Genomic DNA, 14,031 nt, shown 5'->3' on the forward strand with positions numbered 1-14,031 from the left:
CAGATGTCATAATCCTGCATTAAGGCGTCACTTCATAGATAAAAGCCTCCACCGCCGCGATTGCAACATTCCTGTCGGGATGGGAGTTGTCAATCTGTGCGACATGCGCAGGCGGAAGCGGCCAGGCTACCGTGCGGCTGCCGAGGGAAGCGCTGAATTGTTCCCAGTGGGTGAACTTCCACGCATCCAGCGGTGAGCGTCTGCCCTCAATCCGCTGACGGTACACGGCGGCATCCGGCAGGCTTACCATGACTACCTTGACCTCAACTTCCTCTAACGTGCACCCTACGCGCGCCAGTTCGCGGCCGATCCACTCCGGATCGGCCGCTTCTTTGGTGAAGGGACCCACCACATAGATATCGCTGGACAGGCCGATATTATCGAGCGCGGCATCCATGGTGATGCGGTAGCCGAGATCGCGGCATAGTCTTTTATACTCATCGGAATCTCTGTCGTCAGGGTCAAGCCCGTGCATAGTCATGATCGCGGTTGCTGCCGGACGCAGCAGAATGTCCATATCGAACACCGCCGCCGGACGCCGGGCCGCAACTGCCTTGGCTAAGGTGGTTTTGCCTGCCCCTCCGGGTCCGAGAAAAAATACCAGCTTATTCATCTGTCTCACTCCTTATCCTACTTGCAAATTCCAGTATAGCAGGCGAATCGTTCAGCGGGAAATGATATGATAGATTAACTGTACATTGAAGCAGGAAACGAAGCAGACAGAGGGTATAAGGAGGACAACCATATGATTACCATCCGTCCCATTGAGCAGAGGGATAATGCAGTCATTGAGGGGATTATCCGGGAGTGCCTGATTGAATTCGGCGGTAACCGTGAAGGCTTGGCCTGGGCAGATGACAGCCTGCATGACTTATATACCTATTATAATAGCGCGGAGAACCGGGCGTACTGGGTTATTGAAGTGGATGGGCAGGTGCTGGGCGGCTGCGGGATTGCAGCTTTTGACGAAGCACGGCAGATCTGTGAATTGCAGAAAATGTATCTGTCCGCAGCCATCCGCGGCCAAGGCGTTGCAGCAGGGCTGCTGGATACGGCGCTTGCTTTCGCTAAGCAGCATTACCGCAAGTGTTACCTGGAGACGCTGCTGACGATGCAGGCTGCTGGCCGTTTCTATGTCAAGCACGGGTTCAGCCCGCTGGATGGCCCGCTGGCCGGTTCCGAGCACTATGCCTGCGATGCATGGTATATCCGTGACTTACATATCTGATTGCTGTGAAAATATGGATACTATGTAGTGTCTTCCACGAAGCTTGTATTTAACGAAGATGAAGTCAGGCGCCTGCAAACGAAAATCGGTCAGGTGAGTCAGGACACCAACCGGCTGTATCTTCAATTGAAGGGCCAGTCCAGCGGCTGGGGCGGCATTCCCATGGGCGACCATCTGGTCAAGGCCCAGGTGCTGATTAATAAATTAACCGTAGAAGCGGAGAAATTAGAGGATATCATCCGTGTTGCCTTGAGAGGCGTAACAGAGATGCAGGAAGAGAATAAACGCCAGGCGGACAGGCTGACAGGCCAATTTAATCTGTTGCTCGCAGCCTTCGGCAGCTTGGGGCTGCAATCAGCCGCCGGACGGGTGTCTATTCCTGAATTTGTGCAGCGAAGTACGACGAACCTCATCACTTCGATTGCCGCTCTACCCAGAAAAGATGAACTCAGCAGCGACCCGGTGGTGCAGCAGCTCAGAAATGTCATTTCAGACCTCCGGCCTGTTGACCGTAGAAAGTATCACTGCACTAAGTAAGCTGAACGATATCTTCGCGGCGCGGAATGAGAATGCCAAGGCACAGATGCCCTTCAAAGTGTATCAGGCATTCGGCAATCAGGCGCAGATGGAGGCTGTTCATGCGAAGGCCGAGGAGGCCCGGCAGAAGCTGGCTTCTCTAGATGTAGCCAACTATGAATCCGGTAAGGATCTAAGCGCCTACTACGATCAACATTTTCTGTTAGCTTAATGGTTCAAATGCGTGACGTTCGCAAAATCTATTAACTCAAACTTTTCTTCACAATATCTAACTTTAGTTATAGAGCATTCTGGGACCAAATAACTTTGCTCTTCTATAAAGTTAGGATACTTTCTAGCCAGTTCTTCGTGGTTAAATTCGTTAGCCAAAAAATCTGTAATCAAACCACCATGAGTCACAATAAGAAAACTTTCATGCGGGTGTCGGTCAGCTAGTTCGAGTAGACATGAAGTCATACGCTCTCCTGCTTTTCTCGCCGAGTCACCGACAGGCGGGGAAAATTCTCTTTCTCTTGTGCATCGATTCCACATCTCAACAAATTCCTCAAATGTTTGTCCAGATAAATCCCCCCAATTGACCCTCTCCCTTAATCGTATATCCTCAGTTAACGCTTTTCTTGTTGTTTTGGAAATTATTTCAGCAGTAATCATTGATCTTTTTAGCGGACTATAAACAATTCTAGAAAAGGGGACTTTTTTAAAGTGCTCTGCAGTCATGTTTGCTTGCTTTAGACCTTCACTAGAAACCAAAACATCACCTATTCCTATTTCTTTTTTTGCATGTCTCACAAGGTAAAAATCCGCGCTCATTTTACCATTCCTTCCACTGAAAACGAATAACATATAATTATATATGTGTCTAATTAGATGTTATATTTGTTTAGATGTTTTGGCAAGAAATATTTTATCCTTTCCGTTCGTATAGCTTGATAAAGCATAGGCAGGGTAAAACTTTATTTCCTTCAAACAATGGTCAGATTCTGCCATAGTTGATCTTTTTTATTCGGGGCTGCTCTCAATGATCACTTTCATTGAATCACCTATCTTTTCCGTAGAAATAGCTCTTAAAGAGTGCTCTGCATTAAACCTATAATGAGTGTGTATTGCAGAGAGGGGAGGGTGGGCTGAGTCAGGCTTTGATTTTGTAATAGTTGTAATCGCTATCATTAGAGGGCTGTGAATATCACTGTGTGTCGTTCCACATCAGATTAAGGAGGAATAGAATGCGCAACAAGTATGTTACATGGTCGCTTGTAGTTACGCTGCTCATCTCAACGCTCTTCATGGCGGCCGGTCCGCTGACCCGTTCGTCGGCTGCTGGCGGAACGAATCTGGTACTTAACAAAACCATTACCGCCAGCGGACAATCCCAGAATTATACCCCGGATAACGTTAAGGACAGTAACCAAAGTACGTATTGGGAGAGTACAAATGATGCTTTTCCCGGGTGGATTCAGGTCGATCTGGGTACGCTCACCAGTATAGACCAGCTTGTATTGAAGTTACCCGTTAGCTGGGAGACACGGACGCAGACACTTGCGGTACAGGGCAGTGCGAACGGCACCAGCTTTACAGATATTGCCGGTGCAGCTGCGTACGAATTTAATCCTGCGGTGGCGGGCAACAGTGTCACGATTAACTTCACATCTGCCAATACGCGTTATGTCCGTCTGCTGTTCAGTGCGAATACTGCGTGGCCTGCGGGCCAGTTGTCCGAGCTTGAAATCTACGGTGCCAGCTCCCCAACCCCTGCGCCTACAGCCGGGCCTACTACATCACCGGTTCCAGCGGGCACCTATGAAGCAGAAGCTGCTGCATTGTCCGGCGGAGCGCAAGTGAACACGGACCATGCCGGATACTCCGGTACAGGCTTTGTTGACAACTATCTGACCCAAGGTCCGGCCACCACCTTCACGGTCAATGTGGCTTCGGCGGGTACACGGAATGTTACACTGAGGTATGCCAATGCAAGCGGAAGCGCCAAGACGATCAGTATCTACGTGAACGGAGTGAAGCAGCGCCAGACAACCTTGCCGAACCTGGCGAACTGGGACACCTGGGGCACGAAGACTGAAGCCCTCCCGTTGAATGCTGGCAGTAATAGCATTGCTTACAAATACGATGCGGGGGATACGGGCAACATCAATTTGGATCTAATTATGGTAGCGTCTGCAATCATCGCCACGCCCGCACCTTCACCTACAGTAGCTCCAACAGCTGTACCTACAGCAACCCCGATCCCTACCAATACAGCGGTTCCTACTTCCACACCTGCTCCATCTGCTACACCAACACCAGTGCCGACAACATCCCCAACGCCTACAGTCACACCAATTCCAACGGCGACGACTTCCCCTGGTGGCAATATTGCACTGGGTAAAACGATCAACGCCTCCTCCAGCACACAGAATTTCGTTGCTGCGAATGCGAACGATAACAACACGGCTACTTACTGGGAAGGCAGCGGGAATCCAAGCACCCTTACGCTCGACCTGGGAGCCAATTATACAATCTCATCAATTGTCCTGAAGCTGAATCCGGCGGCCGAATGGGCGGCCCGGACCCAGAACATTCAAGTACTCGGACACAATCAGAATTCGACGACCTTCAGCAGCCTCGTTTCAGCTCAGAGGTATACCTTCAATCCGGCTTCAGGCAACACGGTCACCATTCCCGTGACTGCAACCGTTAAGCGGCTGCAGCTTAATGTCACTGCCAACTCCGGCGCACCTGCCGGACAGATCGCTGAATTCCAGGTATACGGTACACCGGCAGCGAACCCGGATCTGACGATTACAGGCATGAGCTGGACTCCTGCTTCTCTGGTGGAGACAGGCAGTGTAACTCTGAATGCAATGGTAAAAAACATTGGCAATGCCGCAGCAGCAGCCACCACAGTCAATTTTTATTTGAACAACGAGCTAGCGGGTTCGGCACCAGTAGCGGCTTTGGCGGCAGGAGCTTCGGCATCCGTCTCCTACAATGCAGGAACGCTAACAGCCGGAACTTATCCGCTCAGTGCCAAGGTCGATGAAGCAGGCCAGATTATTGAGCAGAATGAAAGCAACAATAGCTACGCTAATCCTGCTGCCCTGGTCATTGCTCCGGTGTCCAGCTCCGACTTGACCGCAGCGACCTCCTGGTCACCGGGAACACCGGCTGCGGGGAGTAACGTGGCCTTCACCGTCAGTCTCAAAAATCAGGGCAACCTTGCTTCCGCAGGCGGTGCCCACGGAATAACTGTAGCCTTGAAGAATGCCGCAGGCTCTACTGTGCAGACCTTCACAGGCTCCTACACCGGCGTAATTGCTGCCGGGGCTTCGGTAGAGGTCTCTCTCCCCGGTACCTGGGGTGCAGTGAACGGTAATTACACTGTTACTACGACCATTGCCGCAGATGCCAATGAGGTAACAACCAAGCAGGCCAACAACGTGAACACTGTGAACCTGGTCGTATATGCTTTACGCGGCGCAAGCGTTACGTACAGCCGGTATGATACACAGGATGCCAGCCGCGGCGGCTCGGCGGCGCTGAGATCCGCACTGAATTTCGATCAGACGCTGATTGCCTCCGAGGCTTCGGGACAGAGTTATGTGGCCCTGCCGTCTAACGGAGCTTATGCCCAGTGGACAGTGAGAGCGGGGCAAGGCGGTGCCGGAGTCACCATGAGATTCACGATGCCGGATTCGGCAGACGGAATGGGTCTTACAGGTGCGCTTGACGTATATGTGAATGGAACCAAGGCCAAGACCATTCCGCTTACCTCGTATTATGCCTGGCAATACTTTTCTGGAGATCAGCCGGGGGATGCGCCGGGTGCCGGACGTCCGCTGTTCCGCTTCGATGAAGTCCACTGGAAGCTGGACACGCCGCTTCAGCCGGGGGATGTAATCCGCATTCAGAAGAATAACGGAGACAGTCTGGAGTATGGTGTTGACTTCCTGGAGATTGAACCTGTACCGGCAGCCATCGCCCGTCCAGCCAACTCGGTATCGGTCACCGATTACGGCGCAGTGGCAGGTGACGGACAGGACGACCTGGCCGCCTTCAACAGTGCGGTTACAGCCGCCGTCGCCAGCGGGAAAACACTTTATATTCCGGCGGGAACTTTTAATCTGAGCAGCATGTGGGTCATTGGCTCGGTCAGCAATATGATTAACAACTTCACGGTCACCGGTGCAGGCTATTGGCACACCAATCTGCAATTTACGAATCCCAATGCAGCTGGCGGAGGCATCTCCTTCCGTGTTCAAGGCAAGCTGGATTTCAGCAATGTCTATATGAACTCAAATCTGAGATCCCGGTACAATCAGAATGCCATCTATAAAGGCCTGATGGATAACTTCGGCAACAATTCGGTCATCCATGACGTATGGATTGAGCATTTTGAATGCGGCATGTGGGTGGGGGATTACGCGCGGACGCCGGCAATTTTTGCGAACAATCTGCTTGTAGAGAACAGCCGCATCCGCAACAATCTGGCGGACGGCATCAACTTCTCCCAGGGGACCAGCAACTCTACCGTCCGCAATACCAATGTGCGCAATAACGGGGACGACGGACTGGCCGTCTGGCCGAGCAATACGTTCGGGGCGCCGGATGGGGTGAATAACACCTTTTCGTATAATACGATCGAGAATAACTGGCGTGCCGGCGCTATCGGCATCTTCGGGGGCAGCGGTCACAAGGCGGATCACAACTACATTATCGACACAGTAGGCGGCTCTGGTATCCGGCTGAATACAACCTTCCCGGGGGCGCATTTCAACAGTAATACGGGGATGGTTTTCTCGGATACGACGATTATTAACAGCGGCACCAGCCGTGACTTGTATGACGGGGAACGCGGCGCAATTGATCTTGAAGCTTCGTCTGACCCGATCAGGAATGTTACTTTCAACAACATCGACATCATCAACACCCAGCGCGATGCGATCCAGCTCGGATACGGCGGCGGCTTCTCGGGTATCGTATTTAATAACATTAATATCAACGGCACGGGCCTTGACGGGGTGACGACTTCCCGGTTCTCCAGCGCTCATAAGGGAGCGGCCATCTACACGTATACCGGCAACGGCTCGGCGACCTTCAACAACCTGACGACCAGCAATATTGCGTATCCAAGCTTGTATTATATTCAGAGCGGGTTTGGGCTGTTGATTCAGTAAAAGAACAGCGGAAGAAGCCATAAGCAGATTGCTGCTTGTGGCTTCTTTCTTTGTGCCCGGAAGTTCTTCACCAATCGTTCAAAATCAAGCTGTGTCTGTACAGACAATAACGCATATCTATGTTAATATACGTTATGAATGAATTAAATAATATTCATTCATAACCAAAGCGGAAATGAAATTCTATTCTGGAGGGACAAATCATGAAGAAGGTTATCGCAATCATCGGCAATCAGCAAAAGAACAATACGTACAGAGCGGTCTGCGAATTTGAGGCTCAGCTCCGAATCTACGGGGAGGTAGAGGTTGAGTATATTTTTCTGAAGGATTACAGGCTTGAGTTCTGCCGGGGGTGCAAGGTGTGCTTCAATAAAGGTGAAGAATACTGCCCGCTGAGGGACGACCGGGATGTGCTGGTGGAGAAAATGGAGAGCGCGGACGGTGTAATTATGGCGGCTCCCAATTATGCGTTCCATGTTCCGGCAGCCATGAAGAATCTGCTCGACCGGCTGGCGTATGTGTTCCATCGGCCGCAGTTCTTCGGCAAGACGTATACGGCGATCGTCAATCAGGGAATTCACGGCGGCAATGCGATTGTCAAATATCTTAGCAGTATGGGCGAGAACTTTGGGTTCCAGGTGACCCGGGGCTGTGTGCTAAGTACGATGGAGCCAGTTAGCACGGCAGCCGCGCGGAAGAATGCTGTGAGAATCCGCAAGGCTGCGGCCCGCTTCTACAAAGGATTGATGCGTCCGGCACCGCCGACTCCTACACTGTTCCGCTTGCTGATGTTCCGGCTGTCCCGGACCAGTATTCAGCATATGCTGGATGAGCGGTCGAAGGATTTCCGGCATTACCAGGCTAACGGCTGGTTTGAAGCGGCGTATTATTATCCGGTCTCGCTGGGTCCTGTCAAGAGCTTGGCCGGACATCTGTTTGACCGAATCGGTAAAAGAATGGCTAAACGCGCTTAAAAATGAATGAACTATAATATATTCATTCATGATGAGAACGGTTAAGAGGAGGGTTAACATGAAAAAGAAGTGGAAACGCAACCTGCTGCTGCTGTGCCTAACCGTTATTTTCGTGGGACTAATCGGTTCAGGCGCGGCCTTGCTCTATACAGAGAAAGAGCGCCGGGAAGCGCGGAACGTAGAGATTGATCAAGTGAATTTCAACAAGCTGCATGCGGGGGAGTATACAGGTGAATATGCTGGCGGAATGTATAAATGGAGGGCGAATAAGGTTCTGGTTACCGTTACGGCGCACAAAGTTACAGCGATCAAGCTCCTGGAGCATGCGGAGAATCAGTCGGCGGCGTCTGTAGATGAATTGTTCGGCAGAGTGATCCAGGCCCAATCGCTTCAATTAGACAGCATCAGCGGCGCTACGCTTACAAGCAAAGCCTACCTCAAGGCTATTGAGAATGCCCTTCACAAGGGCGTTGAAAAGTAACAAGTATTTTGCAATACTAGCTATAATCATAAGAATCCTATATAAAAAACGAAGGAGCAATGCAGATGCCTAAAGTTTCATTAGCCCCTATCGCGGCGGGATACCGCCATTCTGTACTGCTCCTGCCGGACGGATCAGTGCGGGCTTGCGGCGAAAATACATACGGGCAGTGCGAGGTAAGCAGCTGGCGTGATATGGTTGCGGTTGCAGCAGGCAATGCTCATACAGGGAATTCGCATACAGTAGGGTTAAGGCCGGACGGAACGGTGATCGCGGCCGGATGGAATAAGCATGATCAATGCAACGTGGGCGATTGGCGAGATATCGTTGCGATTGCGGCAGGCTGGCGGCGTACGGTCGGGCTGAAGGCAGACGGGACAGTGGTTGCGGCGGGAAGAAACAACGAAGGTCAATGTGAGGTAAGCGGCTGGTCGGATATTGTTGCGGTTACCGCAGGAGACTGGCACACGGTTGGACTCAAGGCCGAGGGTACGGCCATTACAGCGGGGAACAACCGCTACGGACAGCGGAATGTGAACGGCTGGCAGGAGCTGACGATGATCGCGGCGGGCTATCTTCATACGACTGGACTTAGAGCAGACGGCACAGTAATAGCTACAGGGCTTAACAAGCGCGGACAAGGTGAAGTTGGCGGCTGGCGCACAATGAAGGCCATTGCGGCAGGCAGTCATCACACCGTAGGTCTACAATTCGATGGTACGGTGAAGGCTACAGGCTGGAATGATTACGGACAATGTGAGATAAGCGGCTGGACGGATATTGTTGCCATTGCGGCAGGCTGCACCCACACGCTCGGACTTAAGAAGGATGGTACAGTAGTTGCAGCAGGAAGTAATGCGTATGGGCAATGTGATTTTAAAAAATAGCTATGAACGCTGCCTAAAGCAGGGCTCATAGCTATTCATGAACAATTGCAGGAAATTAACCGTTCAACAATTCCGACTTTTTACGGTCAAATTCCTCTTGTGTGATCGCGCCCATATCCAGCAGCTGTTTGAATTTGAGCAGTTCATCAGCCACACTGAAGCTCTCTTTGCCCGCAGCAGATGAGGTTACCGGGTCCTCTTGCTTCGAGTCAAAGCCCAAGTCAAAGAATTCTCCTTCGATCACATTAATCTCTTCATCTTCTGCCGAACGTTTCACTTTCTCGTAATCCTGCTCGAACTGTGCCTCTGAGTAGTCGTTGCTGGCAGCTGACAAGGCCTCACGCAGACGATTACCCATCGGTTTCATCGAGAAATAAGTCATTCCGCCAGAGAGGAGTCCGCCTAGGACGGGTACGAATTTTGATGCACCTTGGGCGAAGGTTTTTTTGGTGATTTTGATGCCGATATAAGCTGAGATTTTCTTGAGAATCGGGTAGTACAAGGTCTGGGTCAAAGCTTTCTGCGGAAGCTTTTTCAATAGCTGCTGAGAGATCTTCGCGGTCAACATTTTCAGCATGGAAGCTGAACCAGCCACTCCAAACATAACGCCCAGATACAAAGTCAGCTCCCGGGTAACTTGCTCTGAATCTGCAGAATCTTCCTCCCACAGGTCCGTGCGGCCATACAGATAAGCCAGCTCTTGAGACAATCGCAGCACTACGCCAAAAAACTGCAGGGTATCTGCCGGAATGGTCGCTGCCATGGCTAAACCGCCTGGAAGTCCAACGGCTGTCGAGGCTGCTGTACTCAGAAGGGTCCGTTTCTCGATTAACGTTTTGGCCATTTTATCAATCACAGCCAGGCTAATTCCGGCTTCAAGCGGCCCTTTGTCCAGTATAGTGTGCATATTCCCATAAGTATCATATTTGGCAAACTGCTGGGCGAGGAATTCACGCCGGTCTACCCGCACTCCGGGAATCTTGATTGCATTCGCCAGAATCACTTCCATGGTTCCTTGTGTGCCATTCTGTTCATTGGTCATCTTAGTAGCTCCTTAGAATCGTATGTAAAAATTATGCTCTGAGCTTATATTCGGGAAGCATGCGGGTTTCCCCTCTATTGACTTACGCCAATCTTAATACAATCTTAATGCCACAGCCGAATCCATAATACTATGCTCATTATGCACATGCTATACTAACGCTACAGTGTATAATGGCTGGTCTAAAGATGGGCTTAGCGGGAAGGAAACCTTCAGATGATAGGGGAAAATACAGCGAAGAAGCGGCGCGGAAGGCTGAGGATATTCTTCAGCTATGTACCGGGAGCAGGGAAGACCCGGACGATGCTGGAGGCTGCCCATGCGGAGCAGAAGAACGGTCAAAAGGTGCTGGCGGGTTACATTGAAGCCCATGACAGAGCAGATATAGCGGAGCTTATTAACGGTCTGGAGCTGTTGCCGCCGCTGGACATTCCTGCAAACGGGACCATCGTACCGGAATTCGACCTGGACCAGGCGATCCGCAGGAGACCTGACCTGATTTTGCTGGATGAACTGGCCCACATCAATGCTCCGGGAGTACGTCATAAGCGGCGGTATCAGGATGTGGAGGAGCTGTTGCGTGCGGGAATAGATGTCTATACTACGGTTAGCATAGAACAGCTGGAAAGTATGACCGATGTTGTAGCCTCCATGACCGGAATGCCTGAGCCCGTGCGTATTCCCGACAGTGTATTCGAGCGTGCCGACCAGGTCGAGTTCATTGATATCAGTCCGGACATTTGGCTGGAGCGTCTGCACGAGGGGCTGATCTTTTCCAAGGAGCCGCTCAGGCAGGAGGCTGATGAACTGTACACTTCCCAGAAGCTGAGCGCTTTGCGGGAAATGGCTCTAAGGTACAGGGAGGATCAATTCAAACGGTATGAGGGCAGGTTAGGGGAACGGGCAGTGGAAGCCAGCTTGTACAGCAGAGAACATACCCTGGTCTGCCTGTCGTCGGCAATATCCAATAAGAAGGTCATCCGCACAGCGGCGAGAATGGCCGAAGCTCTGCAGGGGGAATTCACTGCTCTCTACGTAGAGACCTCTCGAACGAAAGAGTTAACGGCAAGGAACAAGTCGGAGCTGCGGGAGAATCTGCGGCTGGCCGAACAGCTTGGTGCGCAGGTTGCCACTGTGTACGGGGAGGATGTGCCGGGACAGATTGCCGAATATGCCAAAACCAGCCGGGTCTCCAAAATCATCCTGGGCCGGTCGCAGAATCGCAGCCGCTGGTCCGTCGGTTCGAATTTTGTAGACAAACTGACGGCTGCTGCTCCGAATATCGACATCTATATCATCCCGGATCAGGAGTCTGCCCTGCAATCCAAAATTCCGCAATATGCCAGACCTCCGCTTCTCACCTTGGCTGATACAGGCAAAACCCTGGGGATTCTGCTGGTCTGCACGATCATCGGGTTATGGTTCAAGGTTCTCGGCTTCAGTGAAGCGAACATTATCACAGTCTATATTCTGGGTGTTCTGCTCGATGCGATGGTTACAAAAGGACGGCTGTACAGCGCGGTGACGTCGATTTTGAGCGTGCTGGTCTTTAACTATTTTTTCACCGAGCCTTATTTCTCGCTTCAGGCCTATGATTCCGGGTATCCGGTGACCTTCCTCGTGATGCTGGCGGCCTCGTTCATCACCAGTACGTTGACGCTGCGGGTGAAAGAGCAGGCCAGGGAATCGGCACAAAAAGCGTACCGCACCGAGGTGCTCCTCGAGACCAGCCGGAAGCTCCAGCAGGCCAAAGACACGCCCGCCATCCTGAGTGAGACCGCGCTGCAAATGCTCAAGCTGCTGGACCGGAGCATCATTATCTATGAGGTTGTGGGCGATGGGCTCTCAGAGCCGCTGCTGTACAACAAGGACGGAAGTACGATTGACGCTCAAAGGGATACGCTGGAAGCAGAGCGCGAGGTAGCGGAATGGGTGCTGCGGAACAATAAACGGGCTGGAGCGTCTACCGATACCTTCTCGGCGGCCCAATGTCTGTATCATGCGGTGCGAAGCGGCGATACGGTCTTTGCCGTGGCAGGAATTGTGATGCAGCAGGAAGAGCCGCTGGAGGTGTTCGAGTCGAGTCTGATGATTGCTATGCTAGGCGAATGCGCCCTCGCTTTGGAGAAAGACAAGCTGAACGAGCTGCAAAAGGAAAGCTCCCTGCAAATCCGGCAGGAGCAGCTGCGCGCCAATCTGCTGCGCGGCATCTCGCATGATCTGCGCACGCCGCTTACCAGTATTTCCGGCAATGCGGGCATTCTGATCGGCAACTCGGCGGTGCTGAGCGAGGAGCAGAAGCAGGAGTTATACAGCGATATCTATGACGATTCGATCTGGCTGATCAATCTGGTGGAGAATCTGCTGTCGATTACCCGGATTGACAATGGGGCGCTTCATTTGAATTTTCAGGCGGAGCTGCTGGAGGAAGTGATCGCGGAAGCGCTGCTGCATGTGAACCGCAACAAGGAGGATCATGTGATCCGGGTGGTGCTCGAAGAGGAGCTGCTGATGGCCAGGATGGATTCACGGCTGATCATTCAGGTGATCATCAACCTGGTGGATAATGCGATTAAGTATAGCGGGTCTGGTTCACATATTACGCTATCTGCCAGACAGGAGCAGGGGCTTGTTGTGGTCGAGGTCGCTGACGACGGGCCGGGAATATCCCCGGAAGCGAAGTCCAAGGTCTTCGAAATGTTCTATACGGCGGATAACGTGCGGGGAGATGGCAGGCGCGGTCTGGGCCTGGGCCTTGCGCTCTGCAAATCAATTATTCATGCCCATGGCGGGCATATTGAAGTACAAGATCATGCACCGCAGGGAACGGTCTTCCGCTTCACCCTGCTGGCAGAGGAGGTGAATGTCCATGAATAAACCCATGATTCTGGTCGTCGAAGACGACAAGCCGATCCGCAAGCTGATTACCACAACCCTGGAGACTCAGGGCTATAAATACCATACCGCAGAGACAGGGGAAGCATCCATCCTGGAGGCGGTATCCAGTCAGCCGGATCTGATGATCCTGGACCTTGGTCTGCCCGATATGGACGGTGTGGATATTATCCGGAAAATCCGGGCCTGGTCGAACCTTCCGATCATCGTGGTCAGTGCCCGCAGTGAGGACCGTGACAAGATCGAAGCGCTGGATGCCGGAGCCGATGATTATCTGACCAAGCCCTTCAGCGTGGAGGAGCTGCTCGCCCGGCTGCGGGTCAGTCTGCGGCGGATCCGGGGGGACGGCGAGAAGCTGATGAAGGATTCAGCCTTTTTTGCGAACGGAAATCTGCGGATTGACTATGCGGCGGGCTGTGTCTGGCTGGAGGGTGATGAGATCCACCTGACGCCGATTGAGTATAAGCTGCTGTGTCTGCTGGCGAAGAATGTCGGCAAGGTCCTGACCCATAATTATATCCTGCATGAAATCTGGGGCAGTCCTACCTATGATATTCCCGCGCTCCGTGTATTCATGGCTACGCTCCGCAAGAAGATTGAGCGCAGCCCTTCCCAGCCCAAGGTGATCCAAACCCATATAGGTGTGGGCTACCGGATGCTGCAAGCGGGAGACGATAGCAGAGTGATTTGAACCTATTTACGGAATCCGTATAGCACGTTTCATAGTGTTCCTAACCATGCCTGAGCAGGCATGGTTTTTTGCTGTTCCGGGGGATGCTGCAAAAGCGGCTGGAGCGGCGTGCCGGCGGTATTTTAACG

At 52.1% G+C, this 14,031-nt stretch carries 12 protein-coding genes; 9 read left to right on the forward strand and 3 right to left on the reverse strand.

All coding sequences use genetic code 11. The features are described 5' to 3' along the window. Nucleotides 1–19: 19 nt before the first annotated feature. Nucleotides 20–613, reverse strand: coding sequence for a hypothetical protein (locus NSS83_RS02100; protein ID WP_341185982.1), 594 nt, complete (start codon nt 611–613; stop codon nt 20–22). 132 nt (nt 614–745) lie between these two features. Here NSS83_RS02100 and NSS83_RS02105 point away from each other — a divergent pair, with 132 nt between their 5' ends. From NSS83_RS02105 to NSS83_RS02115, 3 genes are read left to right on the forward strand one after another with little or no spacing between them, the layout of a single operon-like run. Next, complete coding sequence (locus NSS83_RS02105; RefSeq protein ID WP_341347572.1) at nt 746–1,228, forward strand: GNAT family N-acetyltransferase; 483 nt, start codon at nt 746–748, stop codon at nt 1,226–1,228. A 27-nt stretch (nt 1,229–1,255) separates the two neighbouring features. Then, complete coding sequence (locus tag NSS83_RS02110; RefSeq protein ID WP_341347573.1) at nt 1,256–1,765, forward strand: hypothetical protein; 510 nt, start codon at nt 1,256–1,258, stop codon at nt 1,763–1,765. Continuing rightward, nucleotides 1,710–1,976: a hypothetical protein gene (locus tag NSS83_RS02115; RefSeq protein WP_341347574.1), complete on the forward strand. Its 267-nt coding sequence runs from the start codon at nt 1,710–1,712 to the stop codon at nt 1,974–1,976. The genes NSS83_RS02110 and NSS83_RS02115 overlap by 56 nt, the downstream gene beginning before the upstream one ends. On the opposite strand, the gene NSS83_RS02120 is transcribed toward NSS83_RS02115, so the two are convergent. Then, on the reverse strand, nt 1,973–2,575 hold the full coding sequence (locus tag NSS83_RS02120) for a histidine phosphatase family protein (RefSeq protein WP_341347575.1): 603 nt from the start codon (nt 2,573–2,575) through the stop codon (nt 1,973–1,975). The genes NSS83_RS02115 and NSS83_RS02120 overlap by 4 nt on opposite strands. 413 nt (nt 2,576–2,988) lie before the next feature. Between NSS83_RS02120 and NSS83_RS02125 the strand changes: the two genes are divergently transcribed. From NSS83_RS02125 to NSS83_RS02140, 4 genes are all read left to right on the forward strand, one after another. Next, nucleotides 2,989–6,933, forward strand: a complete 3,945-nt coding sequence (locus tag NSS83_RS02125; RefSeq protein ID WP_341347576.1) for a discoidin domain-containing protein — start codon at nt 2,989–2,991, stop codon at nt 6,931–6,933. A gap of 203 nt (nt 6,934–7,136) precedes the next feature. Further along, on the forward strand, nt 7,137–7,907 hold the full coding sequence (locus NSS83_RS02130; RefSeq protein WP_341185976.1) for an NAD(P)H-dependent oxidoreductase: 771 nt from the start codon (nt 7,137–7,139) through the stop codon (nt 7,905–7,907). A gap of 58 nt (nt 7,908–7,965) precedes the next feature. Continuing rightward, nucleotides 7,966–8,388, forward strand: a complete 423-nt coding sequence (locus NSS83_RS02135; RefSeq protein ID WP_341185975.1) for an FMN-binding protein — start codon at nt 7,966–7,968, stop codon at nt 8,386–8,388. Between the two features lie 65 nt (nt 8,389–8,453). Then, nucleotides 8,454–9,275, forward strand: coding sequence for a chromosome condensation regulator (locus tag NSS83_RS02140; protein ID WP_341347577.1), 822 nt, complete (start codon nt 8,454–8,456; stop codon nt 9,273–9,275). A gap of 55 nt (nt 9,276–9,330) precedes the next feature. Here NSS83_RS02140 and NSS83_RS02145 read toward each other — a convergent pair whose 3' ends face one another. Then, a complete protein-coding gene (locus NSS83_RS02145) occupies nt 9,331–10,317 on the reverse strand; it encodes an SHOCT domain-containing protein (RefSeq protein ID WP_341185973.1) in 987 nt (328 codons plus the stop codon). Between the two features lie 216 nt (nt 10,318–10,533). Here NSS83_RS02145 and NSS83_RS02150 point away from each other — a divergent pair, with 216 nt between their 5' ends. Together NSS83_RS02150 and NSS83_RS02155 are read left to right on the forward strand one after the other, a co-directional pair. Further along, nucleotides 10,534–13,194: a sensor histidine kinase KdpD gene (locus NSS83_RS02150; protein ID WP_341347578.1), complete on the forward strand. Its 2,661-nt coding sequence runs from the start codon at nt 10,534–10,536 to the stop codon at nt 13,192–13,194. Beyond that, entirely contained in the window at nt 13,187–13,903 is a 717-nt protein-coding gene (locus NSS83_RS02155) for a response regulator transcription factor (RefSeq protein ID WP_036693936.1), read from the forward strand. The genes NSS83_RS02150 and NSS83_RS02155 overlap by 8 nt, the downstream gene beginning before the upstream one ends. Nucleotides 13,904–14,031: the final 128 nt, after the last annotated feature.

Origin of the sequence: Paenibacillus sp. FSL H3-0469 (genome assembly GCF_038051945.1) — a bacterium.
In the GTDB taxonomy this organism is placed as follows: domain Bacteria; phylum Bacillota; class Bacilli; order Paenibacillales; family Paenibacillaceae; genus Paenibacillus_AQ.

Excerpts from the sequence above, each read along its gene's own strand:
- NSS83_RS02100 (WP_341185982.1), bottom strand. The coding sequence starts at position 613 with ATGAATAAGCTGGTATTTTTTCTCGGACCCGGAGGGGCAGGCAAAACC.
- NSS83_RS02105 (WP_341347572.1), top strand. The coding sequence starts at position 746 with ATGATTACCATCCGTCCCATTGAGCAGAGGGATAATGCAGTCATTGAG.
- NSS83_RS02115 (WP_341347574.1), top strand. The coding sequence starts at position 1,710 with ATGTCATTTCAGACCTCCGGCCTGTTGACCGTAGAAAGTATCACTGCA.
- NSS83_RS02120 (WP_341347575.1), bottom strand. The coding sequence starts at position 2,575 with ATGAGCGCGGATTTTTACCTTGTGAGACATGCAAAAAAAGAAATAGGA.
- NSS83_RS02125 (WP_341347576.1), top strand. The coding sequence starts at position 2,989 with ATGCGCAACAAGTATGTTACATGGTCGCTTGTAGTTACGCTGCTCATC.
- NSS83_RS02130 (WP_341185976.1), top strand. The coding sequence starts at position 7,137 with ATGAAGAAGGTTATCGCAATCATCGGCAATCAGCAAAAGAACAATACG.
- NSS83_RS02135 (WP_341185975.1), top strand. The coding sequence starts at position 7,966 with ATGAAAAAGAAGTGGAAACGCAACCTGCTGCTGCTGTGCCTAACCGTT.
- NSS83_RS02140 (WP_341347577.1), top strand. The coding sequence starts at position 8,454 with ATGCCTAAAGTTTCATTAGCCCCTATCGCGGCGGGATACCGCCATTCT.
- NSS83_RS02145 (WP_341185973.1), bottom strand. The coding sequence starts at position 10,317 with ATGACCAATGAACAGAATGGCACACAAGGAACCATGGAAGTGATTCTG.
- NSS83_RS02150 (WP_341347578.1), top strand. The coding sequence starts at position 10,534 with ATGATAGGGGAAAATACAGCGAAGAAGCGGCGCGGAAGGCTGAGGATA.
- NSS83_RS02155 (WP_036693936.1), top strand. The coding sequence starts at position 13,187 with ATGAATAAACCCATGATTCTGGTCGTCGAAGACGACAAGCCGATCCGC.